The 23,087-nt window shown below is 65.4% G+C and carries 18 protein-coding genes and 1 tRNA gene; 10 read left to right on the top strand and 9 right to left on the bottom strand.

What is annotated here, in order from left to right; translation table 11 throughout:
• Position 1 precedes the first annotated feature (1 nt).
• The 5 genes from recC (at position 2) to QU481_RS08125 (ending at position 11,071) form a co-directional block, all read left to right on the top strand.
• The gene (recC, locus tag QU481_RS08105) at positions 2–3,217 is read left to right on the top strand and encodes an exodeoxyribonuclease V subunit gamma (protein ID WP_289829438.1); all 3,216 of its coding nucleotides are present in this window, start codon (positions 2–4) and stop codon (positions 3,215–3,217) included.
• Positions 3,214–6,774, top strand: a complete 3,561-nt coding sequence (gene recB, locus QU481_RS08110) for an exodeoxyribonuclease V subunit beta (protein WP_289829439.1) — start codon at positions 3,214–3,216, stop codon at positions 6,772–6,774. Before recC ends, recB begins: the two co-directional genes overlap by 4 nt.
• A 67-nt stretch (positions 6,775–6,841) precedes the next feature.
• The gene (gene pap / locus QU481_RS08115; protein ID WP_289829440.1) at positions 6,842–8,332 is read left to right on the top strand and encodes a polyphosphate:AMP phosphotransferase; all 1,491 of its coding nucleotides are present in this window, start codon (positions 6,842–6,844) and stop codon (positions 8,330–8,332) included.
• Positions 8,319–10,031 (top strand): exodeoxyribonuclease V subunit alpha, encoded by a 1,713-nt coding sequence (gene recD, locus QU481_RS08120; RefSeq protein ID WP_289829441.1) that lies wholly within the window; start codon positions 8,319–8,321, stop codon positions 10,029–10,031. The genes pap and recD overlap by 14 nt, the downstream gene beginning before the upstream one ends.
• Positions 10,032–10,189: 158 nt before the next feature.
• Positions 10,190–11,071 (top strand): NUDIX hydrolase, encoded by an 882-nt coding sequence (locus QU481_RS08125; RefSeq protein WP_289829442.1) that lies wholly within the window; start codon positions 10,190–10,192, stop codon positions 11,069–11,071.
• Positions 11,072–11,234: 163 nt separating this feature from the next.
• Here QU481_RS08125 and pxpA read toward each other — a convergent pair whose 3' ends face one another.
• The 3 genes from pxpA to pxpB are packed head-to-tail and all read right to left on the bottom strand — an operon-like array spanning position 11,235 to position 13,559.
• A complete protein-coding gene (pxpA, locus tag QU481_RS08130) occupies positions 11,235–11,987 on the bottom strand; it encodes a 5-oxoprolinase subunit PxpA (RefSeq protein ID WP_289829443.1) in 753 nt (250 codons plus the stop codon).
• Positions 11,977–12,903, bottom strand: a complete 927-nt coding sequence (locus tag QU481_RS08135; protein ID WP_289829444.1) for a 5-oxoprolinase subunit C family protein — start codon at positions 12,901–12,903, stop codon at positions 11,977–11,979. Before QU481_RS08135 ends, pxpA begins: the two co-directional genes overlap by 11 nt.
• Positions 12,891–13,559 (bottom strand): 5-oxoprolinase subunit PxpB, encoded by a 669-nt coding sequence (pxpB, locus tag QU481_RS08140; RefSeq protein ID WP_289829445.1) that lies wholly within the window; start codon positions 13,557–13,559, stop codon positions 12,891–12,893. The genes QU481_RS08135 and pxpB overlap by 13 nt, the downstream gene beginning before the upstream one ends.
• Positions 13,560–13,887: 328 nt before the next feature.
• Between pxpB and QU481_RS08145 the strand changes: the two genes are divergently transcribed.
• Positions 13,888–14,358: a YbhB/YbcL family Raf kinase inhibitor-like protein gene (locus QU481_RS08145; RefSeq protein ID WP_289829446.1), complete on the top strand. Its 471-nt coding sequence runs from the start codon at positions 13,888–13,890 to the stop codon at positions 14,356–14,358.
• Between the two features lie 165 nt (positions 14,359–14,523).
• Positions 14,524–15,177, top strand: coding sequence for a peroxiredoxin (locus QU481_RS08150; protein WP_289829447.1), 654 nt, complete (start codon positions 14,524–14,526; stop codon positions 15,175–15,177).
• A 110-nt stretch (positions 15,178–15,287) separates the two neighbouring features.
• Here the strand turns inward: QU481_RS08150 and cyoE are convergent, their stop codons facing one another.
• From cyoE to cyoA, 5 genes are read right to left on the bottom strand one after another with little or no spacing between them, the layout of a single operon-like run.
• The gene (gene cyoE / locus QU481_RS08155; RefSeq protein ID WP_289829448.1) at positions 15,288–16,178 is read right to left on the bottom strand and encodes a heme o synthase; all 891 of its coding nucleotides are present in this window, start codon (positions 16,176–16,178) and stop codon (positions 15,288–15,290) included.
• 10 nt (positions 16,179–16,188) lie between these two features.
• Entirely contained in the window at positions 16,189–16,515 is a 327-nt protein-coding gene (gene cyoD, locus QU481_RS08160; RefSeq protein ID WP_289829449.1) for a cytochrome o ubiquinol oxidase subunit IV, read from the bottom strand.
• A complete protein-coding gene (gene cyoC, locus QU481_RS08165) occupies positions 16,515–17,132 on the bottom strand; it encodes a cytochrome o ubiquinol oxidase subunit III (RefSeq protein WP_289829450.1) in 618 nt (205 codons plus the stop codon). The genes cyoD and cyoC overlap by 1 nt, the downstream gene beginning before the upstream one ends.
• 6 nt (positions 17,133–17,138) lie before the next feature.
• The gene (gene cyoB, locus QU481_RS08170; RefSeq protein WP_289829451.1) at positions 17,139–19,184 is read right to left on the bottom strand and encodes a cytochrome o ubiquinol oxidase subunit I; all 2,046 of its coding nucleotides are present in this window, start codon (positions 19,182–19,184) and stop codon (positions 17,139–17,141) included.
• Between the two features lie 8 nt (positions 19,185–19,192).
• A complete protein-coding gene (gene cyoA, locus QU481_RS08175; protein ID WP_289829452.1) occupies positions 19,193–20,128 on the bottom strand; it encodes a ubiquinol oxidase subunit II in 936 nt (311 codons plus the stop codon).
• Positions 20,129–20,411: 283 nt separating this feature from the next.
• On the opposite strand from cyoA, the gene QU481_RS08180 reads away from it, so the two are divergent.
• Positions 20,412–20,702: a hypothetical protein gene (locus QU481_RS08180; protein WP_289829453.1), complete on the top strand. Its 291-nt coding sequence runs from the start codon at positions 20,412–20,414 to the stop codon at positions 20,700–20,702.
• 679 nt (positions 20,703–21,381) lie between these two features.
• On the opposite strand, the gene QU481_RS08185 is transcribed toward QU481_RS08180, so the two are convergent.
• A tRNA-Arg gene (locus QU481_RS08185) sits at positions 21,382–21,458 on the bottom strand.
• 153 nt (positions 21,459–21,611) lie between these two features.
• On the opposite strand from QU481_RS08185, the gene QU481_RS08190 reads away from it, so the two are divergent.
• On the top strand, positions 21,612–22,370 hold the full coding sequence (locus QU481_RS08190; RefSeq protein ID WP_289829454.1) for a c-type cytochrome: 759 nt from the start codon (positions 21,612–21,614) through the stop codon (positions 22,368–22,370).
• A 134-nt stretch (positions 22,371–22,504) separates the two neighbouring features.
• A partial coding sequence (locus QU481_RS08195) for a transposase domain-containing protein (RefSeq protein WP_289829456.1) occupies positions 22,505–23,087 on the top strand: 583 nt, incomplete at its 3' end.

The raw sequence follows: 23,087 nt of genomic DNA on the forward strand, positions 1-23,087 counted from the left end.
GATGCTGTATCTCTACCAGTCCAACCGCCTCGAGGCGCTGTCCGAATTCCTTGCCGCGTTCAGCAGCGCGGTGCCGCTGTCCGACCCATTCGTGGCCGAGACGGTGATCGTGCAGAGCCGCGGCATGGGGCGCTGGATCAGCCTGGATCTGGCGAAGAAGAACGGGGTGGCGGCGAATCTCGAATTCGTGCTGCCGGCAGCGTTCGCCTGGCGGCTGATGCAGCGGGTGATTCCCGGCCTGCCGAAGAAGTCGTTCTTCTCGCCCGACGTGCTGGCCTGGCGGCTGATGGAATGGCTGCCGACGCTGAGCGATCCGGTGTTCGCGCCGCTGCAGCGCTATCTCGCCGGCGGCGAGGCGGCCGCGTTCGAGCTCGCCGGCAAGATCGCCGACGTGTACGACCAGTATCTGGTGTTCCGCCCCGACTGGGTCCGTGCCTGGGAGGCCGGCCAGCTGCTCGACCTGGGTGAGGACGAGGCCTGGCAGGCGGCGCTGTGGAAACAGTTGGCCGAAGCCGACGACGCGCGCCACCGGGTGCGCATGCTCGACGAGGTGCTGGCCGGGCTGCGCCCCGAGCACGTGCCGGAGCGGGTGGTGCTGTTCGGCATCGCCAGTCTCGCACCGATGTACCTCGCGCTGGTGAAGCGGCTCGCCGAGATCACCGACGTGCTGATGTTCGCGCTCAACCCGTCCGAGATGGCCTGGGGCGACATCGTCGACGCGCGCCGCGCGCTGGCGCTCGGGGAAAACGCCGCCGAGGCGGCCGGCCATCCGCTGCTCGCCTCGCTCGGCAAGCAGGGCCGCGACTTCTTCGACCTGTTGGTTGCCGAGTGCGCTAACGAGCTGAAGGACCTATTCGTCGAACCGGCCCCGCAGACGCTGCTCGGCCGCCTGCAGTACGACCTGTTGACGCTGTCCAACCCGCAGTCGCCCGATTACGACCATCTGGCGATGGACGAAGCGGACAACTCGGTCGAGGTCCATGTCGCGCATGGCCCGATGCGCGAGCTGGAAATCCTCAAGGACCGGCTGCTCGCCCGCTTCGCCGCCGACCCGACGCTGACCCCCGCCGACGTGGCGGTGCTGACCCCAGACATCAATACCTACGCGCCGTTCATCCACGCGGTGTTCGGCAGACGCGACGACGCGCCCAGCCTGCCCTACAGCGTGGCCGACCGCCGCGTCAGCCGCGAGCATCCGCTGTTGTCCACCTTTGCCGCGCTGTTGGAGCTGGCCGACAGCCGCTTCGAGGCCGAACGGCTCTTGGCCTTGCTCGACTGCGCCGCGCTGCAGCGTCGATTCAATCTCTCCACCGACGAGCTGCCCTTCCTGCGCCGCTGGGTGCGCGACGCGGCGATCCGCTGGGGCCGCGATGCCGCGCACAAGGCCGGTCTCGGCCTGCCCGCCGATGCGGCATTCAGCTGGCGCCAGGGACTGGATCGCCTGCTGCTCGGCACCGTGCTGCCGCCCGAGCTGCTCGGCGACGGCATGCCGCTGTTCGAGGGCCTGCTGCCGCTTGCCGGCGCCAGCGGCAGCCTGGCCGACACACTGGCAGCCTTGGTCGCGCTGTTCGACGCGCTGGCAGGCTTGGCCGAACAGTGGGCGGTGCCGACGAGCCCGGCCGACTGGGCGGCGCGCTGCCACGCGGCGATCGAGGCGCTGTTCGAGCCGGACGACGAGGACGAGGCGGCGCTGTCGCTGTTGCGCGACGCGCTGGCGGAACTGGCCGGCGATGCCGAATTGGCCGGTTTCGGCCAGCCGGTGGGCCTGGCGGTGCTGCGTGACTGGCTGGCGCGGCGGCTGACCCTGTCGGTCGACTCGGGCTTCTTGACCGGAGGAGTGACCTTCTGCGCGATGGTGCCGATGCGCAGCCTGCCGTTCCGCGTGCTGTGCCTGGTGGGCATGAACGACGGCGTCTACCCGCGCGACGAGCGCCCGGTCAGCTTCGACCTGATCGCCCGCCACCCGCGCCGCGGCGACCGCTCACGCCGCTACGACGACCGCTACCTGTTCCTCGAGGCGCTGCTGTCGGCGCGCGAGGCGCTGTATCTCTCTTACGTTGGCCGGAGCGCGCGCAGCGACGAGCCGCTGCCGCCGTCGGCGCTGCTGTCCGAGCTGCTCGACACCTTCGCCGCGATGGCCGGCGAGGGCGTGCGCGAGACACTCGTCACCGCCCATCCGCTGCAGCCGTTCTCGCCGCGCTATTACGACGGCAGCACCCTGCGGCTGTTCAGCTACGAACCGGCCTACGCCGCGGCGCTCGCCGCCGAGCGCCACGAGCCCGCGCCGTTCGCGACGCCGTTACCGTTGGCCGAGACGCCGCGCGTGCTGCCTTGGCCCGACCTGCTGCGCTTCTGGCAGAACCCGGCGCGCGCCTGGCTCGCCGACCGGCTCGGCATCCGCGTCGCGCGCGAGGAGGACGAGCTGCCCGAGCGCGAGCCGTTCGCACTCGACCGCGACGGGCGTGAGCGGGTGCGCGGCGCGCTGCTGGAGGGGCGTCTGGCCGGCGCCGCCAACGACGCCACCGCCACCCGGCTGCGCGCGGCCGGCGCCTTGCCGCCGGGCGAGCTCGGCGAGGCCTGGCTCGCCGCCGAGCAGGACGCCACCCGCCGGCTGCTGCGCCAGCTGCCCGCCGCGCTGTTCGAGCCGCCGCTGCCGCCGTGGCCGTTCTCGCTGGAACTCGCAGGCCTCACGCTGACCGGCACGCTGTCCGGGCTGCGCCGCGACGGCCAGTACCTGGTCAAGGTGCGCCGTGCCTTCGCCGGCGAGAAGATCGGTCTGTGGCTGCAGCACCTGCTGCTCAACGCCCTGGCGCCGGACGGCTTCGCCACCGAATCGACCCTGCTCGACGACGAGGGCCGGCTGACGCTGGCGCCGCTGCCGCCGGCCGAGGCACAGGCGCTGCTCGCGCCGTGGCTGGAAGGGTGGCTGGCCGGGCAGGAGTCGCCGCTGCCGTTCTTCCCGCGCACCAGTTGGGCGGCGGCCGTGTCGCTGGCCGACGCCAAGCTAGCCCGCGAAGCGGCGCTGACCGCCGCGCAAAACGAATGGGCGCCGGCCTTCGACGGCAACGGCAAGGTCGCACAGCGCGACGATCCGGCCATCGCGCTGGCGTTCCGCCATGTCGACCCCTTGGCCGATCCGGTCTTCCTAGATTGGGCCGAGCGGCTGCTGTTGCCGCTGTTGGCCGCCTTCCAACAAGCCGAGGAGGGCGACGCATGAGCGCCTTGCTGCCGTTTGCACCGCTCAATGTGCCACTGATCGGGGTGAACCTAGTCGAAGCCTCGGCCGGCACCGGCAAGACCTGGAACATCGCCGCGCTGTTCGTGCGCCTGCTCTTGGAGGCGCAGCCGGGCGAGGCGGCACCCGCCAGCGTCGAGCAGATCCTGGTGGTGACCTATACCAAGGCCGCCACCGCCGAGCTGCGCTCACGACTGCGCGCGCGCTTGGCCGAAGCGCTGGCGGCGCTCGATGTCGACGAAGTGGGCGATGCCTATCTCGCCGAGCTGCTGGCGCCGCACCGCGAAGACACCGAGCGACGCGAGACGGCGCGCGCGCGCCTCACCGCCGCGCTGACCGGCTTCGACGCCGCGTCCATTTATACGATCCACGGCTTCTGCCAGCGGGTGCTGACCGACGCCGCCTTCGAGTCCGGCCAACCGTTCGACGCGGAGCTGGTCGCCGACGACGAGGCACCGCTGCTGGAGCTGGCCGACGACTTCTGGCGCCAGCGCGTGCTCGGCGATCCGCTCTACGCGCGGCTGCTGGCCCAACAGGGCGATACGCCGGACGCGTGGCTCGCCGCGGTGAAGCCCTTCCTCGCCAAGGATTACCTGACGCTGGTGACGCCGCCGCCCGGCCAGTTGGCCGAACGCGAGGCGGCGCGCCTGGCCGCCTGGCAGGCCTTGTGCGCGGACCCGGCCAGCATCGAGGCCGGCGCCGCCGCGTTCTGGGACGGCTTCGCGGCGCTGAAGGGCAATCTGTATCGCCAGCCGACCTATCAACGGCTGTTTGGGTGGCTTGCCGGCATCGCCTTGCCCGATACCGCGCCGCCGACGCTCGGCACCGACATGCTCAAGGCGCTGGGCCGGCTGACGCCGAATGGCCTGGCCGACGGCGCGAAGAAGGGCCAGGTGCCGCCGGCCCACCCGCTGTTCGCCCGCCTCGGCGACTGGCTGGCTAGCGAGCTTTCCTGGCAGGACGCGGCGGCCGAGGAGGTGGCGCGGCTGAAGATCGAGCTGATCCGCTGGATCGACACCGAGCTCGCCGCGCGGCGCCGCGCCGCCCGGCAGCGCCGCTTCGACGACCTCTTGACCGACCTCGCCACCGGCCTGCGTGACCCGGTGTCCGGGCCGCTGCTCGCCGAACACATGGCGCGCAGCTGGCAGCTGGCGCTGATCGACGAGTTCCAGGACACCGACCCGGTGCAGTACGCGATCTTCCGCGCCGGCTTCATCGAGCGGGGCCGACCGGTGTTCCTGGTCGGCGACCCCAAGCAGGCGATCTACAGCTTCCGCGGCGCGGACATCTTCGCGTATCTGGCCGCCCGCGACGACGCCGGCGCGCGCTACACGCTGTCGACCAACCACCGCTCCACCGACCAGCTGGTGGCAGCGGTGAACGCGCTGTTCGCGCGCGAGCAGGCCTTTTTGCTCGACATCCCCTACCAGCCGGTAGCGAGTGCTGGCGGGCGCGGCACGCTGACGCTGGACAAAGATCTGGCGCCGCTGACGCTGCAATGGCTGTCGCCGGAACAGGACAAACCCTTGCCCAAGGACCGTGCCGCCCGGCTCGCCGCCGCCAGCACCGCCGACGCAATCGCCGGGCTGCTGGTCGACGCGGGGCAGGGCGGGGCGACACTGACGCGCGACGACAAGAGCCGGGCGCTGAAGGGCGGCGACATCGCGGTGCTGGTGTCCACCCACCGCCAAGGCGAGCTGGTGCGCGCGGCCTTGGCCGAACGCGGCGTCGCCAGCGTGGCGCTGACCCAGGAGAGCGTGTTCGCCAGCCGCGAGGCGCGCGAGCTGGCGGCCTTGCTGCGTGCCTGGGTCGACCCGGCGCACGAGGGCCGGCTGCGCGCCGCGCTCGCTACCGAGCTGATCGGCCTGACCGCCGCCGAGCTGGTCACGCTGATCGACGACGAGACCGGCTGGGAGACGCGCCAGGGCGCGTTCGCCGCCGACCACGCGCGCTGGCGCGATGCCGGCTTCATGGCCGCCTGGCGCCAGGCCTTCGTGCGCGAAAGGCTGGCCGAACGGCTATTGCCGCTGCCGGACGGCGAGCGGCGCCTCACCAACCTGGCACAGCTCACCGAGCTGATCCAGCAGCAGTCTGAGCACCTGGCCGGCCCGGCGCCCTTGCTCGCCTGGTTCGAGGCCTGCGTGGTCAACCCGCCTGCCGGCGAAGAGGCGATGATGCGGCTGGAAAGCGACGCGGCGTTGGTGAAAATCGTCACCATTCACGCCTCCAAGGGCCTGCAGTACCCGCTGGTGTTCTGCCCCTTCCTGTGGGATGGTGCGCTATCGCGCAAGGACACCGCGTTCTGGCGCTATCGCGACGGCGGCGAAACCCGGCTGGTGCCGGACGAACTGGCCGGCGACGCCGACCACCTGGCGAGCGACAGCGAAACCCTGGCCGAAAAGCTGCGCCTCTTGTATGTGGCGCTGACCCGCGCCGAGCACCGCCTCGTCATCGGCTGGACCCGCGCCAGCGGCATGGAGACCGCCGCGCTGACCTGGCTGCTGCACGGCGAGGGGACGTCGTCGCTGGAAGGTCTGCGCGAACTGAAGGACGAGCTGAGCCACGACCGGCTGGTCGCCGACCTGCACCGCTTCGCGGGCGCCAATGCTGGGGCGGTGCGATTGCAGAGCGAATTGCCCGAGCCGGCCCGGCTGGCGCGAGAGCATGCCGAGCACGGCGACTGGCAGGTGCGGACGCTGACGCGGCCGATCTTCACTCCGTGGCGGGTGACCAGTTTCACAGGTCTCGCCCAGCACGGCAGCCGCCACGCCGCCGAGGCGCCGGACCACGACCGACTGGCGGCGCGGCCCGTCGAGCCGGCCGAACCGGTCTACGACCGCTTCAGCTTCCCGCGCGGCGCGCGCCCCGGCACCTGCCTGCACGCAATCTTCGAGCATATCGATTTCACCGCGCCGGCCGACGCGCACGCGAAGGTCGTCACCGAGCAGCTGGCGCGCGCCGGCTTCGGCGAGGAATGGCAGGGCGCCGCCGCCGACATCGTCGCGCGCACGCTGGCCGCGCCGCTCGACCCGGGCGCACGGCTCGCCGACGTACCGAATGGCCGCCGCCTGGTCGAGCTGGAATTCCTGCTGCCGCTGCAGCCTTTGCAGGCGGAACGGCTGTCCGCCATCCTGGCCGACCCGGCGCACGGCCTGCACCCGGCCTGCCGCGCCGCGGCGGTCCAGCTCGAATTCCGCCACGTCGAGGGCTATCTGAAAGGCTTCATCGACCTGGTCGCCGAGGTGGACGGCAAGCTTTATCTCGTCGACTACAAGTCCAACCATCTGGGTGATGCACCGGACGATTACGGCACGGAACAGTTGGCCGAAGCGATAGCACAGGAGCATTATTACCTGCAGTACCTGATCTACACGGTGGCGCTGCGCCGCTATTTCACCGCACGGGGTATCGACTTCGGCCAGCGCTTCGGCGGGGTGCGCTACCTGTTCCTGCGCGGCCTCGACGACACCGGCCGCGGCGTGTGGCACGACGCGCCGAGCGAGTCCTTGCTGGCCGCGCTCGATCAGCTATTCCAATAATGATTCCGGTGCGTTGCGCCCCTGTATGCCGGGGGCGCCGCCCGACCCCGACGCCCAAGGAGCGACCATGTTCGAATCCGCCGAAATCGGCCACGCGATCGACAAGCAGACCTATAAGAGCGAGGTGCCGGCGCTGCGCGAGGCGCTGCTCGACGCGCAGTACGATCTGAAGGAAAAGGCCGACTTCCCGGTGCTGCTCCTGCTCCACGGCCTCGACGGCGCAGGCCGCGGCGAGACGATGAACCTGATCAACGAATGGCTCGACCCGCGGCTGATCGACAACGTCGCGTTCGCTGGCATGAACGACGAAGAGAAGGCGCGGCCGTGGATGTGGCGCTACTGGCGCGAACTGCCGCCGAAAGGCCGCATCGGCATGTATTACGGTTCCTACTACTCAGATGCGCTGTTCCCGCGCATCTACGGCAAGAGCGACCGCGACACCTTCGACAGACAGATCTTCGACATCTTGCGTTTCGAACGGATGCTCACGCAGGACGGTGCGCTGGTGCTGAAGTTCTGGTTCCATCTGACCCGGGAAAAGCAACTGGCACGGCTCAAACAGCTCGAGCGCGATCCGGACACCGCCTGGCGCGTTACCGATATCGACTGGAAGCACTACGACCGCTACGACAAGATCCGCAAGCACGGCGAGCACATGCTGCGCCTGACCAATACCGCCCATGCACCGTGGATCGTCGTCGAGGGCGAGGACCCGTACTACCGCAATCTGACGGTGGCGCGCGGCATCCTCGCCGCACTGCGCAAGCGACTCGACAGCAAAGTCCCGCAGCCCATGCCCAGCGAGGTGCCGCCGCCGATGCCGCCCATCGACAACAAGCTGGTGCTCGATACTCTCAAGCTCGACCAGAAGCTGGACAAGGACGGCTACATCGAGAAACTGACGAAGCTGCAGGGACGGCTCAATCTGCTGACCCGCAATCCGCGCTTCGCCCAGCATTCGCTGGTGCTGGTGTTCGAGGGAAACGACGCCGCCGGCAAGGGCGGCAGCATCCGCCGGATCACCCAGGCACTCGATGCCCGTCACTATCGCGTGATGCCGGTGGCGGCGCCCACTGAAGAGGAGCGCGCGCAGCCGTGGCTGTGGCGCTTCTGGCGGCACGTGCCGCGCAAGGGCGGCATCACCATCTTCGACCGCAGCTGGTACGGCCGGGTGCTGGTCGAGCGGGTCGAGGGCTTTGCGTGCGAGGAAGACTGGAGCCGCGCCTACTACGAGATCAACGACTTCGAGCACCAATTGCACGAGAACGGTGCGGTGGTGGTGAAGTTCTGGCTGGCGATCAGCCAGGACGAGCAGCTCGAACGCTTCAAGGCGCGCGAGGAGAGCGGCTTCAAGCGCTTCAAGATCACCGAGGAAGACTGGCGCAATCGGGACAAGTGGGACGACTACCGCCTGGCCGTGTCCGACATGATCGACCGCACCAGCACCAACCGGGTGCCGTGGACGTTGGTCGAGGCCAACAACAAATACTATGCACGTCTGAAGGTGCTGCAGACGGTGTGCGACGCGCTGGAGGCGGCACTCAATGGCGGTAACTGAGGCCCGGCTGCCGGAGCAGCTCGCCGGTCTGTTCGCCCGGCTCGCGCCCGAGGCCGCACCGACGGTCGCGCCGTATCTGGCGCGTCTGGTGTCGGCCAACCAGGCCGGTCACGTCTGTCTTGCACTGCCGCCGGCGGAAGCGCGCCGCCTGGCCCGTGCGCGCCCGCTGGTCGGCCAGCCCGGCGAGGCGGCGCCGCTGATCCTCGACGGCGCGCGGCGGCTCTACTTCGCGCGGCACTGGCGCGACGAAGCAACGTTGGCCGACCGGCTCGCCGCGCTCGCCGCCGACACCGTGCCGCTGGCGTCCGAGGCGGCGCGCCGCGTGCTCGACGCGCTGTTCCCGCCGCGCGCCGACGGCAAGCCGGACCGGCAGAAGCTCGCCGCCGCGCTGGCGCTGCGCAAACGCTTCACGGTGATCTCCGGCGGCCCCGGCACCGGCAAGACCACCACCGTGGTGCGGCTGATGGCGGCGGTGGCCAGCCTCGCACCGCGTCCCCTGGCGATCGCGATGGCGGCGCCGACCGGCAAGGCGGCGGCGCGGCTCACCGAATCGGTGCGGCTCGCCCGCGCCGCGCTGCCGGTGCCGGAGGAAATCCGCGCCCAGCTGCCAAGTTCCGCGCAGACCCTGCACCGGCTGATCGGCCTGGTGCCAGGCCAGGCCGCGCCGCGCCACCACGCCGGCCACCCGCTGCCGCTCGACCTCTTGGTCGTCGACGAGGCGTCGATGGTCGACCTGTCGCTGATGAGCCGCACGCTGGCGGCGCTGCCGCCGTCGGCGCGGCTGGTGCTGCTCGGCGACCGCGACCAGCTCGCCTCGGTCGATGCCGGCGCGGTGCTGGCCGACCTGTGCAGCGAGCAGATATACGGCGCCGATACGCTGGCCTGGCTGCAGGAGGCGGCCGGCCACGCGCCGTTCTCGGCCAATCTTGATCCCCTGCCGGCGCTGGCCGACTGTGTCGCACTACTGACCGAGAGCCATCGCTTCGGTGCCGACAGCGGCATCGGCGCGCTGGCGCGTGCGGTCAACGGCGGCAACAGTCGTGCCGCGCTGTCCTGCCTCGATGACCTGTTCACTCCCGACATCGGCTGGGGGCCAGAGCGCGAAGCGCTGGCGGCCGAACTCTTGGCACGCCGCGAGGCCTATTTCGCCGCGCTGGAGCAGGGCCCGGCGGTGGCATTCGCCGCCTTCGGCCGCTTCATGCTGCTGGCCGCCGAGCGGCGCGACGTGGCCGCGCTGAACGAGGCAGTCGAAGCGCGGCTGGCACGCGCCGGGCGCAAGCGGCACGACGCCGACTGGTACGCCGGCCGACCGGTGATGATTCGCGAGAACGACTATGCGGTCGGCCTGTTCAACGGCGACATCGGCCTGGCGTTGCCCAGCCCGGACGGTCTGCGCGTCTGGTTTCCCACCGCCGACGGCGGCTACCGCGCGCTCGCTCCGGGCCGGCTTCCACCGCTCGACACCGTGTATGCAATGACGGTACACAAGAGCCAGGGCTCCGAGTTCGACGAGGTGTGGATGCTGCTGCCCGGCGGCGACAGCCAGGTGCTCGACCGCGCCTTGCTCTACACCGCCATCACCCGCGCCAAGCGAGAATTTCGCCTGTGTGGCGAGCCGGCCACGCTGTCAGAGGCAGTCGGGCGCGTCTTGCCGCGCCACAGCGGTCTCGCCGAACGGCTGTGGGCGACGGCGGGTTGATCCTTGTTCTGTCCGACAGGCCATTCGGGCTGGGTGGTTTGCCGATCGCCACGGCACTCCTCGATATGAAGCTAGTGCTCGGAAAACGAAAGCGTTTTCCGTAAAAACCACGTAAGATGGCGCGCTTGTTGCTAATGCCATATATCATGGAGGGCGCCATGCCTCAGCTGGACCGGGTACTCGATTATCTTTCGCGCATCACGCAGTTCGACCGCACCGCTTTCACCCCGTTGACCATCGCCGGCGAACGGGTCGGTTGCGTCAACGCGCTGTGGAAGGAGCGTCTGCTCGGTAGCGAAACGACCCTGTTCAGCGACAGCCCCAACGGTCTTATCTGCCAGGCCGGCGGCGACTACGCCGCGCTGAGCTCCACCCTGGACGCCGAGGCACGGCGCTGGCACGAGGCAGGCTGGCTCAACGGCTGGCGCAACGAAAACTTCACCGCCTTCCGCCCGGACGGCGCGCAGCTCTTCGAGCTGGAGCGTGCCGCATTCCGCCCGCTCGGCCTGACCAGCCGCGCGGTACACCTGAACGGCCTGGTGCGCGACGCAGACGGCTCGGTCCGCATGTGGGTGGCGCGCCGCAGCCCGCACAAGGCGGTCGACCCCAACCGCATGGACAACCTGATGGGCGGCGGCATCGCCGCCGGCGAGAGCATCGAAGTGGCGCTGGAGCGCGAAGGCTGGGAAGAGGCCGGCATCCCGGCCGACAAGCTGGAACTCTTGCCGCAGACGGCGCTCTTGCTGGCCGAACGGCCGGTACAGCGTGGCCTGCACCGCGAATGGCTGTACGCCTTCGACCTGTGGCTGAACCCGGGCGAGATCCCCTGTAACCAGGATGGCGAAGTCGCCGAGCATACGCTGATGACGCTGGCCGAGGTCGAGCAGCTGCTGGTCGACGAGCGCTTCATGATCGACGCCGCGCTGGTCGCCAGCGACTGCTTGGCACGGCTCGGCTATTGGGGCGCCGACAACGCCCGTGTCGAGGCCGTCCTCGCCGCGATCCGCCACCCGGTCGGCACGACGGTGCACGGGCGCTGAGACGGTTAGAGCAAATAAAAAGCGCGGCTTCGGCCGCGCTCTTTATTTGTCCGGATGCCATACAGGCTATTTCTACATGCAATGTACCCGTTCACGAATGCGGTATCGGCGGGCATCGGATCGGTGCATTGTTGATGTAGGTTCTGGGATGGCACTGGCCTGATTAGGGTGGTGCGGGGGGGCAAGGGGCGACCGTGATGCCGTGACGTCCCAACTCAAGCCGGATCAACCTGGCAAACGCCACGGCATGCTCGCTGTCGCCATGCAGACAGATCGTGTCGGCGTGAATGGCCAAGCTCGCTCCGTCGAGCGTGGCTAAGCTGCCGTCTCTTACTATCCGCAACACCTGGGCCAGCGCTTGGGCTTCATCGTCGATCAGCGCTCCTGCGGTGTTACGCGGCACCAGGGTGCCGTCGGCGCGGTAGCGGCGATCGGCAAATGCCTCGTCGAGCGCCTTCAGGCCTGCTGCCCGGGCGGTACGTACGAGCGCTCCACCGGCCAGTCCGACTACGGACAGCGTAGGGTCGGCCACTCGCACCGCCGAAACGATCGCCGCGGCGAGAGCGTCGTCGCACGCGGCCTGGTTGTAGAGTGCGCCGTGTGGTTTGACATGACGCAGCTTCGCCCCCTCGCCACGGGCGATCGCCTGTAGCGCGCCGATCTGATAGAGCACCCCGGCGTAGACGGCATCCGGCGCGATGGTCATCTCGGTGCGGCCGAAATACTGCCGATCCGGGTAGCTTGGATGGGCACCGATCGCGACGCCGCGAGCCAGCGCCCAGAGCACGCACTGGCGCATCGTGTCGGCATCGCCGGCATGCCAGCCGCAGGCGATGTTGGCCGAACTGACGTAGTCGAGAATCTCTTCGTCATGGCCGCCGCCTTCGCCGAGGTCGGCATTCAGATCAACCACCATACAAGCTCCAGTCCAGATAGCGCAGGTAGCCCGTCTGCTCGACCCGAGCGGCGGTAGCCTCGGCCGCATCGCACAATTGGAAGGCCAGTCGTGCGCCTATCCGCGTCTGCGCGACCTTCCACAGGTCCGCTTCGATCACCACGGCGATACGGGGGTAGCCGCCGGTGGTCGGGGCATCGGCCAGCAGCACGATGGGTAGGCCGCTCGGCGGTACCTGCACCACGCCGGGCAGTACGCCATGCGACGGCAGCTCCCGTTCAGCATCGCGGTGCAGCGGTTCGCCGTGCAGCCGGTAGCCCATCCGGTCGCTCTGCGGCGTGACTTGCCAGGCTTCGCCCCAGAACCGCTGCCTGGCGGCGTCGGTAAACTCGGCATGCTCAGGCCCAGGCAGTGCACGCACCAGCGGTGACCAGTCGGGCAGTTTCACTCCCTGTCGATGTAGCAGCGGGTGAGGGTGCCCCAGCGGTAGCCTGTCGCCGCTTTGCAGGGAGCGTCCCTCCAGGCCGCCGAAATGGGCGTGCAGATCTGTACTGCGCGAGCCGAGCACCATGTCGGTTTCAATCCCACCATCCACCGCTAGGTAGGCGTGCGTACCGATACGTGCCGACCCTAGGTGCAGATGCTGGCCGGCCCGCACCGGAGTGCGCCACCCCGGCCAGACGGCGACCCCGTCAAGCGTGGCACCGAAATCGGCACCGGCCAAGGCCAGCCAGCCGGCACGAGCGAAGCACAGCTCCACCGGGCCTAGGGTGATCTCCAGGCCGGCATAGCCGACAGGGTTGCCGACCAGCCGGTTTGCTATCGCCAACGCCAGCGGGTCAAGCGCGCCGGCGTGACCGATGCCGAGGTGGCGCGAGCCCTGGCGGCCAAGGTCTTGGACGGTGCACAGTGCTCCGCCCTGGATTACTTCAAGCATGTCGTGGCCTCCACCGGGACGAAGCGGACCCGGTCGCCCGGTTGCAGCAGCGTCGGCGGGCTGGCCGAAGGGTCGAACAGCCTCACGGTGCTGCGGCCGATCAGGTTCCAGCCGCCGGGCGTCACCGCCGGATAGATGCCGGTCTGGCAGCCGCCGATGCCGACCGAGCCGGCCGGTACTGACAGGCGCGGTTCGGCAAGCCGCGGCGTTGCCAACTCCTCGGGCAGGCCGCCGAGGTAGGCGAACCCCGGTTGAAAGCCGAGGAAATAGACGAGGTAGTCCGCACCGGCGTGCCGCGCGATCACCTCGTCTGGACTGAGCTTCGCATGGTGGGCGACATCGGGGAGGTCGGGGCCGGCATCGCCGCCGTAGACCACCGGGATGCGGACTTCGTGCGAGTGTGGTGGCTCCTCCGTCGCCTGCTGCCATAGTGCCTCGAGTTCAGGGAGAAAGTTGGTGGGCAACAGCAGGGCCGGGTCGAGCAGCACGGTCAGATTGTTCATGCCCGGAATCACGCCGCGGACCGCCCAATGGCTGCTCAGTCGCCGGGCTAGCCACCAGATCTTCTGCTGGCAGGTCTCCTCGACGGGAGGGGGCGATTCGATGACGACCGCTCGCTCACCGAGCGCGTAGAAGCGGGCGCTTGCAGTGGTCACGACGTTCTCCAGTGCGGTGGGCCATCGGGTGTGCCAGGCCTTGTGCCTTGTGCTGCCAATGGCCGCTCTCAACGTTTCATTGTTGTACCGCGTAGAACGTGCATGGCAAGACCATGCTGCCGGCCGGCAGGGCCGATGGTCAGGGTGGGGGAGGGGCGGCAGGGACGATGCGGTTGGCGAGAGTCGGGGAAGGACGATGGAAGGTCCGATAGCCGGTTTGGCCTTGTCCAGCGGGGCAGCGGGACTATAGTGCTCTTGCTATTGGGGCGGTCGAGCGGGCTGCGTTCCCGCGGCAAGCTCGCTACCTTTTCTGGAAGGAGCAACGACAATGTCACTAACGCTCACCTCACCCGCATTCGATGCCGGCGGGGCAATCCCGCCGCGCTATACCTGCGAAGGGAAAAACGTATCACCACCGCTCGCCTGGAGTGGTGCTCCGGACGGCACGCAAAGTCTGGTGCTGATCGTGGATGATCCCGATGCACCGGACCCGGCTGCACCCAGGATGACCTGGGTCCATTGGGTACTCTACAACTTGCCCGCCAGCCTGCAAGAGCTGCCCGAGGGGCTGCACACGCTGCCGCACGGGGCATTGCCGGGGCTGAACGACTGGCAGGACAGCGGTTACGGTGGCCCTTGTCCTCCGATCGGCACCCACCGGTATTTCCACAAGCTCTATGCGCTGGACACCATGCTGCCGGATCTGGGCAAGCCCACTAAGGCCAAGCTTGAGAGCGCGATGCGCGGCCATGTGTTGGCACAGGCTGAGCTGATCGCTACCTATCGCAAGGCCAGATGAGCGAGAACGGCCCTGGAAGGGGACACACTCGCCTGGCCAAAGCAGGCGGGCGCCTTACAAGATTGCTGCCTATACTGCTTCGGCCGCCCGTTTCGACGCAGCGCCCCAGAATCGCAACCGCTATCGAAACGCTGGCACCCCCCATCACCCATAAGGAGGTCGGACATGGCAATCCGTATTGGCGACGAAGCACCTGATTTCACCGCCGAAAGCACCGAAGGGACAATCCGTTTTCACGAATGGATCGGCGACCACTGGGCCATCCTGTTCTCACATCCGAAAGATTTCACCCCGGTCTGTACCACCGAACTTGGTTATATGGCCGGGCTCAAGCCGGAGTTCGACAAGCGCCATACCAAGATTATCGGGCTGAGCGTGGATCCGGTCAGCGACCACCGCGCCTGGGTCGGTGACATCGAGGAAACCCAGGGGCACGCAATCAATTACCCGCTGATCGGCGATGCAGACCTGACGGTGGCGAAGCTCTACGACATGATTCATCCGAATGCCAGCTCCGGCCCACGTACCGCGGTGGACAATGCCACTGTGCGCTCGGTGTTCCTCATCGGCCCGGACAAGAAGGTCAAGGCGATGTTGGTCTACCCGATGAGTGCCGGACGCAATTTCGACGAAGTGCTGCGCCTGCTCGATTCGCTGCAGTTGAACGCGAAGCACGCGGTCGCCACGCCGGTGAACTGGAAGCCGGGCGATGATGTCATCATCCCGACGTCGGTATCCGACGAAGAGGCCAAGAAGAAATATCCGCAGGGCTTCAAGACACTGAAGCCTTATCTGCGCGTCGTACCGCAGCCGAAGTAGCCGCGGGCGCCAAGCCCTTGGCGTGAAGGCGCGAGCGCATGCCGAGCGCCGATAAAAAAAAGGCGCCGCTGAATCCAGCGGCGCCTTGTTGCGAGAGGAATATCCCGATCTTAGAAGGTAAAGGCCAGTACCCCGTGAGCGGGGGTCTGGAAGTCTACCGCCATCATCACCGACAGCGAGGTGATGGTGATGATCGAGAAGAAGAACACCTGACGTGCCCAGGTACGGTCGTCGATGCCGTGCTTGTAGCCGGACAGCGCCATCTTCAGCCACCACAGGCTGGTGGCACAGGCCACCGCCAGGTAGCCGTAGCCGACGTAGCCGCCCAGCGACAGCATCACCGTCGCCGCTGCGAACGCCAGGATGTACAGCACGATCTGCTGCTTGGCGGCCGATACCCCCTTCACCACCGGCAGCACCGGGATGTTGGCGGCTTCGTAGTCCTTGAAGCGGAAGATCGCGATCGCGTACGAGTGCGGCATCTGCCACAGGCAGAACATCGCCAACAGGATCAGCGCACCCATGTCGAAGCGACCGGTCACCGCGCAGTAGCCCGCCACCGGCGGCACCGCGCCGGATAGGCTGCCGACCACGGTGCCGTACACCGAGTGGCGCTTCATGTACAGGCTGTACACGCCGACGTAGATCACGAAACCGAACAGCGCGCAGGCGAACGCCAGCGGGTTGGTCCAGTGCCACAGCGTCCAGAAACCAGCGACACCCAGCAGCAGGCCGTGCACCAGAGCGGCCTTGAATGACATGACGCCAGTAACCAGTACGCGGTTCTTGGTGCGCGCCATCTTGCAGTCGATATCCATGTCGATGCAGTTGTTCAGCGAACAACCGGACGCAACGACCAGGGACAGACCGATCACCGTCGCCAGAAACACGCTCAGGTCGGCATGACCCTTGGCGGCGAGCAGGAAGCCGCCCGCCGTCGAGATCAGGTTGCCGAAGATGATGCCGGGCTTGGTGACCTGCAGGTATCGCTTGAGTTTCACGTGCGACCTCTTAGCGCATCATCAGCGCGTCGGCGCTGAAGATGATCCAGACGGACAGTGCGATCAGCAGCACGATGACCATCGCGGTGAACAGGAAGGACAGGGTGTTCAGGCGACCCTCTTCCGAGAAGTTCAGGTGCAGGAAGTACTTCAGGTGCACCAGAACCTGTACCACCGCGAAGCCGACGATACCTAGCATGGTGTCGTGCTGGCTGAAGTTGCCGCTCATCACCATCCAGAACGGGATCACCGTCAGGATCACCGACAGCACGAAACCGATGCCGTAGGACTTGACGCTGCCGTGGCTGGCGTGGTCGTGGCTATGTGCTTGACTCATTACATGGCCCCTTTCAGGTAGACGACGGTGAACACGCAGATCCAGACGATGTCCAGGAAGTGCCAGAACAGCGACAGGCAGTTCAGGCGGGTCAGCGAGCGCGAGGTCAGGCCGGTCTTGACCACCTCGAACATCATCACCGCCATCCACACGAGACCTGCGGTCACGTGCAGGCCGTGCATGCCCACCAGAGCGAAGAACGACGACAGGAAGGCGCTGTTCTGCGGGCCGTGGCCCTCGGCGATCAGGTGGTGGAACTCATTCAGTTCCATGCCGATGAACGCGGCACCGAACAGGAAGGTCACCACCAGCCAGCCGAGCACGCCCGACTTGTTGCCCTTGTGGGCCGAGATCATCGCGAAGCCGTAGGTGATACTGGAGAACAGCAGGGCGAAGGTTTCCACGAGCACGTACTTCAGCTCGAAGATGTCCTTGCCGGCCACGCCGCCGTTCACATTGCCGAACAGCACCGCGTAAGCGGCGAAGGCGCTGGCGAACAGAATGCAGTCGGTCATCAGGTAGAGCCAGAAGCCCAGGACCGTGCTTTGCCCGCTGTCGTGATGCTCATGCTCGTCGTGAGCGTGAGCGCTATCCATATGGGTTGCGTGAGATGCCATGGCTGCTTACACCTGCTCCAGAGTTTTAGCCTTGCTCGGACGGGCTGCCGGGTTGGCTTGCCCATCGTTGCGGTCCACGTTGATGCCGAGTTTCGCGAGGCGAACACGCTCGATGCGCTCGATCTCGTCCGGCTGCACGTAGTAGTCGATGTCGTTGTCGTAGGCGCGCGCCAGCATGCTGGCCACGATGCCGACGAAGCCAACGATCGCCATCCACCAGATGTGCCAGATCAACGCGAAGCCCATCACGGTGGTGAAGGCACCGATGAATACGCCGGCCGAGGTGTTCTTCGGCATGTGGATCGGCGCGTACTTGGCCGGAGCGGCGTAGGCGACACCCTTTTCCTTCATGTCGGTGAAGGCGTCGATGTCATGCACGTGCGGCACTACGGCGAAGTTGTAGAACGGCGGCGGCGACGAGGTCGACCATTCCAGGGTATGGCCATTCCACGGGTCGCCGGTTTCGTCGACCAGTTTCTTGCGGTCGCGCAGGCTCACCGCGATCTGCAGCAGCTGGCAGGCGATACCCAGGGCGACCAGCACCGCGCCGATGCAGGCCACGTACAGCCACGGGGTCCACAGCGGGTTATCGGTGTGGTTCAGACGACGGGTCATGCCCAGGAAGCCCAGCACGTACAGCGGCACGAAGGCGAAGAAGAAGCCCGACTGCCAGAACCAGAACGCGGCCTTGCCGATCTTCTCGTTCAGCTTGAAGCCGAACGCCTTCGGGAACCAGAAGGTAAAGCCGGCCAGGTAGCCGAACACCGCACCACCGATGATGGTGTTGTGGAAGTGCGCGATCAGGAACAGCGAGTTGTGCAGCAGGAAGTCCGCACCCGGTACGGCCAGCAGCACGCCGGTCATGCCACCGATCGAGAAGGTGACCATGAAGCCCAGGGTCCACAGTACCGGCGTGGTGAAACGCAGGCGGCCGCGGTAGATGGTGAACAGCCAGTTGAACAGCTTCACCCCGGTCGGGACCGAGATGATCATGGTAGCGATGCCGAAGAACGCGTTAACGTCGGCACCCGAGCCCATGGTGAAGAAGTGGTGCAGCCACACAATGAAGCCCAGCACCGAGATCACGCCGGAGGCGATGATCATCGAGGTGTGGCCGAACAGGCGCTTGCCCGAGAAGGTCGAGATCACTTCCGAGAAGATACCGAAGGCCGGCAGCACCAGGATGTAGACCTCGGGGTGACCCCAGGCCCAGAACAGGTTGATGTACATCATCGGATTACCACCGGCTTCACTGGTGAAGAAGTGGAAATCCAGGTAGCGGTCCAGGCTCAGCATCGCCAGCGCGCCGGTCAGGATCGGGAACGAGGTCACGATCAGCACGTTGGCCCAGGTGCAGGTCCAGGTGAAGATCGGCATCTGCATCAGCTTCATGCCCGGTGCGCGCATCTTGATGATGGTTACCAGGAAGTTGATTGCCGTTAAGGTGGTCCCCACCCCCGCTATCTGCAGCGCCCAGATGTAGTAGTCGACCCCCACGCCCGGGCTGTAGGACAGCTCGGACAGCGGCGGATAGGCTACCCAGCCGGTGCGGGCAAATTCGCCGACCCCGAGCGATACGTTGACCAGCACCACGGCCGAAACCAGCAGCCAGAAGCTTAGCGAGTTCAGGAACGGGAAGGCCACGTCACGCGCACCGATCTGCAGCGGCACGACGATGTTCATCAGGCCGGTCATGAACGGCATGGCCATGAAGATGATCATGATCACACCGTGGGCGGTGAAGATCTGGTCGTAGTGTTCAGGCGGGAAGATGCCCAGGTGGCCGTTGGTAGCCAGCGCGAGCTGGGTACGCATCATCGCCGCATCGGCAAAGCCGCGCAGCAGCATGATCAGCGCGACCACGATGTACATCACGCCGATCTTCTTGTGATCGACCGAAGTCAGCCACTCTTTCCACAGGTAGCCCCATTTGCCGAACTTGGTGATCAGGGCAAACACCACGAGCCCCATCAGGCCGGCGCCCGAGAGCGCCCCCATGATGATCGGCTCGTGGAACGGTATCGCGTCGAGCGTCAGTTTACCTAACAACATTTCTTTGATTACTCCTTAGCAACCGGCGGCGTGATGCACAGGCTCTTGGCGAGCGAGGCGAGCTGGACCGAGCCTAGACCGGACTCCATCGCGGTCTGGTGGCTGGCTACGTACTTGTTCAGTACCCCGTAGAACAGGCTCGGCGTCACCGACGCGTAGTACTGCACCGGGTTGTTCTCGCTACGCTTGAGCAGCTGCTGGTAGGCACCAGCATCGAGGGTCTTGCCCTCACGCGCTTTCTTCACCCAGGCGTCGAATTCGGCCGGGGTAGCGGTGGCGATGGCCTTGAACTTCATGCCGGTGAAGCCGCCGCCGCTGTAATTGGAGGACATGCCGTCGAACGAGCCCGGCTCGTTAGCGATCAGGTGCAGCTTGGTCTGCATGCCGGCCATTGCGTAGATCTGGCCACCCAGCTGCGGAATGAAGAACGAGTTCATCGCCGCGTCGGAGGTGATCTTGAAGTTGACCGGGGTGTTGGCCGGGAAGGCGATTTCGTTGACCGTGGCGATGTTCAGATCCGGGTAGATGAACAACCATTTCCAGTCCAGTGCGACCACTTGGATGTTGATCGGCTTCTTGTCGGAGTCGAGCGGGCGGTAAGGGTCGAGCTTGTGCGTGCTGTTCCAGGTGATGACTGCGAGGCACGATACGATGATGATCGGGATGATCCAGACGACTGCCTCGATCTTGTTCGAGTGCGACCATTTTGGCGTGTAGGTGGCATTCTCGTTGCTGGCCCGATATTTCCAGGCAAACGCCAGTGTCATCAAAATGACCGGGACAACCACTAACAACATCAGCACGGTTGCCGTGATGATCAAGGACTTCTCATCCGCCCCGACCTGCCCCTTTGGATCGAGGATGCCACCTTGGCAACCCGTCAACAAAGCGGCAGCAGTGAGAGAAAGTCCCCGTAGGAGGCGGGGGTATTTTCTGAATATCATCTTACGACCTTAGTGGATAGAAAGTGGCTTTTTATCGTGCCTCAACGAAACAAACGTCTTAACCCCCACGGCGTCTCCGGACGCAATGGGGGCTAGCAGCTACTTCGCTAAAACGAAATAACCTGGCCGAATGCCGCAGTTCCGATCACCCATAAAGCCGCGACCGAAGCAGACAGGAATCCATCTCTAGATCGCGCGGGTGTCGGTGATCACTGGATAGGACAACGGTTCATCGTCCCAATAGATGGCGTGACTGTAAGAAAATCAGGGCTCGATATTGCGAATGGTGCAGCCGGCCTTATCTGGATCATTCTCGACAGCGAATGTCCGTTGTTTTGAACGAATGGGCGGCACTCAATCGTTATGCTTTTCGAATCAATATTGCGCGAAAGAAAAGCAGGTGGAATTTGATTATTCCATCCTGGATCTGAACTGGACGGGGGGTATTGAAAGCCATTTCTGCCACATCTTCAATGGTCTTCTGCGACACTTTGTCGCAAAAACGGTCCTTGGTCCGCGTCGAATCTGTGCAGCGCAGCACGTCGACAAGCTGCAAGTCGTTGCCCCTGCTTAATTTAAGCAATTATCATATTAGAAATTGATTGTATTTTGCCGTTACAATTTGTTACATTTCGGCGGCCGACAATGATGGCCTTTGCTGCTACCAAAACGCCACAGTGCGCCATGTAAAGCGGAACCGCAGCACGAATAGCCGTCTGGCCGCCCTTGTACCGGAACCATGCCCCAGCAGTTTCCTGTCTGGCCCGATCGGGATGGCCTGTTATTGTGCTAGCGGCGCAGTTCCGGTGCCGCCGAGCGGTGTACCAGACTCACCGGCATTCCCAAGTCTTAGAACCTATTCACGATCTCGCGAACGAAGGGTCAACCAAGGCTGACGTGAAAAAGCGTAATGTACTTATCGAGTAGATAAGCATGTTGAGCGTCATTTCAATGCAGGATCACCCGAGTGCAGCAGATCGTGAACGGGTTCTTAGGCTCTCTGGTCTGGTAACAATGTTGGGCGAGGGAGGGAGACAGTTCGCGCCAGGCCTTTGGCCCGGCCTCAATCAGTGCAAAGGTGGCTCAGGGCGTCCACGAAGTGGCTGTGACGGCTTGAATTGAAATTCTCCCGGATTGCAACACTGTGAATCGTATTGTGAAGGGAGTTGGGCTGAAAGCTAGGCAGCGGAACAGTCTATCGGCAAGATGCCTGAGGACTTTGCGATATGCAGATTTGATGAATCTGGTGTGGATGGCGCACCCGACAGGGATCGAACCTGTGACCTTCAGCTTCGGAAACTGACACTCTATCCAACTGAGCTACGGGTGCGCAGAGCCTCAGAGAATAGCCGAATGCTTGTACCATGTCCAGTGTAGGGTTTTTGCCATGCCGTTGGGCTTGCCGTATAATCGTGTGCAATGATTTGAATGTCATCAAGATGTTTTTCAGGCGAGGCATAGTGCGATGAGTAATGAAAACAACATGGCTCCTGGCTCGGTCATCAAGGTGATCGTGGGCATCATCGTTTTTGTGGTGGCGGCGATTTGGCTGCTCGCCAAGCTGGCTACCAGTGGTTATGAAATTGATGCGCAAGTGATGACCAAGGAGGCGGTCGCCGCTCGCCTGAAGCCGGTCGGTGACTCGGTCGCCAGCGACGCACCACCTGGGCAACGCACTGGTGAGCAGGTGTTCAAGGCCATCTGCATCTCTTGTCATGGCACGGGCCTGGCAGGTTCGCCGAAGTTCGGTGACGCGGCAGCTTGGGCGCCGCGCATCGCCAAGGGCTATGACACTCTGATCGACCATGCCCTGCACGGTTTCAACGCGATGCCGGTCAAGGGTGGTTCGCCGGATTTGTCGGATGACGAAGTGAAACGTGCGGTAGCGTACATGGCCAATGCCGGTGGGGCGAAATTTACCGAGCCGCCAGTAGGCGGTGCCGCCGCAGCGGCTTCTCCTGCCGGGGCTAGTGCGCCTGCTGCCGTCGCCGCCCTCGACCCGCAGGTGGTCGGCAAGAAGATCTTCGACAGTGTCTGCACTGCCTGCCATTCGACCGGCGCCGCCGGTGCGCCGAAGTTCGGCGACAAGGCCGCCTGGGCGCCGCGTCTGAAGCCGGGCATCGACGAGGTGGTGAAGATCGCTACCAAGGGGCTGAACGCGATGCCGCCGAAGGGGGGGTACACCGGTAGCGACGCCGAGTTCCGTGCCGCCGTCGAGTACATGGTGAACGCCTCGAAGTAAGCCTCTCGGTTTTGCATGATAAAAAACGCACTGTCTAGACAGTAATGCCGTTCACTTAAGCAAGTGAACGGCATTTTTCATGGTGCGAATCTTGCTCATATTCCGGCCAGGTTGACTCCCTCACGTTGGTCAAGATGGTAAGCAAGGCTCATAAACACCCTGATTTCTCTGCACTTTCTCAGCAAATTGACCCCGCATGGATCGCCCACGCGCTTGCAGTGACCGGCAAAGCCAGCGTGCGCCGGCGTAGATTGCCGGCCGAACAGGTCGTCTGGCTGGTCATTGCGTTGGCTATGTACCGGCATCAGCCCATCCCGGAGGTCGTCGCTCATCTCGATCTGGTGCTGCCTGACGAGGTCAATCCAGAGATTGCCAAGAGCGCCTTGACCCAGGCGCGGCAGCGCCTCGGCGAGGAACCGTTGGCCCAACTCTTCGGGCTCAGCGCGCTGGTTTGGGATGAGCGGCATCAGCGGGGAAGAAGCTGGCGCGGATTGGCCCGCTACGCGATTGATGGCAGTACCTTGCGCACCTCGGATACCCCAGAGAATCGTCAGCACTTCGGAGCACAGGCTTATGCCTCCGGCGTAGCAGCCAGCTATCCGCAGTTGCGGCTGCTGACGTTGACTTCGCTGGCGACGCATCTGGTGCGAGAGGCTGTCTTTGGCGAATACGCCAAGAATGAAATGCGCTATGCCCGTGACCTGCTCCAGGCGATCC

The organism is Crenobacter oryzisoli (assembly GCF_030385785.1).
In the GTDB taxonomy this organism is placed as follows: domain Bacteria; phylum Pseudomonadota; class Gammaproteobacteria; order Burkholderiales; family Chromobacteriaceae; genus Crenobacter_A; species Crenobacter_A oryzisoli.

What these genes read in the sequence shown, in the direction of transcription:
- QU481_RS08150 (WP_289829447.1), top strand. Translation starts at nt 14,524, where the DNA reads ATGGCAATCCGTATTGGCGACGAAGCACCTGATTTCACCGCCGAAAGC.
- cyoD (WP_289829449.1), bottom strand. Translation starts at nt 16,515, where the DNA reads ATGAGTCAAGCACATAGCCACGACCACGCCAGCCACGGCAGCGTCAAG.
- pxpA (WP_289829443.1), bottom strand. Translation starts at nt 11,987, where the DNA reads ATGGTGGTTGATCTGAATGCCGACCTCGGCGAAGGCGGCGGCCATGAC.
- cyoC (WP_289829450.1), bottom strand. Translation starts at nt 17,132, where the DNA reads ATGGCATCTCACGCAACCCATATGGATAGCGCTCACGCTCACGACGAG.
- QU481_RS08125 (WP_289829442.1), top strand. Translation starts at nt 10,190, where the DNA reads ATGCCTCAGCTGGACCGGGTACTCGATTATCTTTCGCGCATCACGCAG.
- recD (WP_289829441.1), top strand. Translation starts at nt 8,319, where the DNA reads ATGGCGGTAACTGAGGCCCGGCTGCCGGAGCAGCTCGCCGGTCTGTTC.
- cyoA (WP_289829452.1), bottom strand. Translation starts at nt 20,128, where the DNA reads ATGATATTCAGAAAATACCCCCGCCTCCTACGGGGACTTTCTCTCACT.
- pap (WP_289829440.1), top strand. Translation starts at nt 6,842, where the DNA reads ATGTTCGAATCCGCCGAAATCGGCCACGCGATCGACAAGCAGACCTAT.
- QU481_RS08180 (WP_289829453.1), top strand. Translation starts at nt 20,412, where the DNA reads ATGGTGCAGCCGGCCTTATCTGGATCATTCTCGACAGCGAATGTCCGT.
- QU481_RS08145 (WP_289829446.1), top strand. Translation starts at nt 13,888, where the DNA reads ATGTCACTAACGCTCACCTCACCCGCATTCGATGCCGGCGGGGCAATC.
- recC (WP_289829438.1), top strand. Translation starts at nt 2, where the DNA reads ATGCTGTATCTCTACCAGTCCAACCGCCTCGAGGCGCTGTCCGAATTC.
- QU481_RS08190 (WP_289829454.1), top strand. Translation starts at nt 21,612, where the DNA reads ATGGCTCCTGGCTCGGTCATCAAGGTGATCGTGGGCATCATCGTTTTT.
- cyoB (WP_289829451.1), bottom strand. Translation starts at nt 19,184, where the DNA reads ATGTTGTTAGGTAAACTGACGCTCGACGCGATACCGTTCCACGAGCCG.
- recB (WP_289829439.1), top strand. Translation starts at nt 3,214, where the DNA reads ATGAGCGCCTTGCTGCCGTTTGCACCGCTCAATGTGCCACTGATCGGG.
- QU481_RS08135 (WP_289829444.1), bottom strand. Translation starts at nt 12,903, where the DNA reads ATGCTTGAAGTAATCCAGGGCGGAGCACTGTGCACCGTCCAAGACCTT.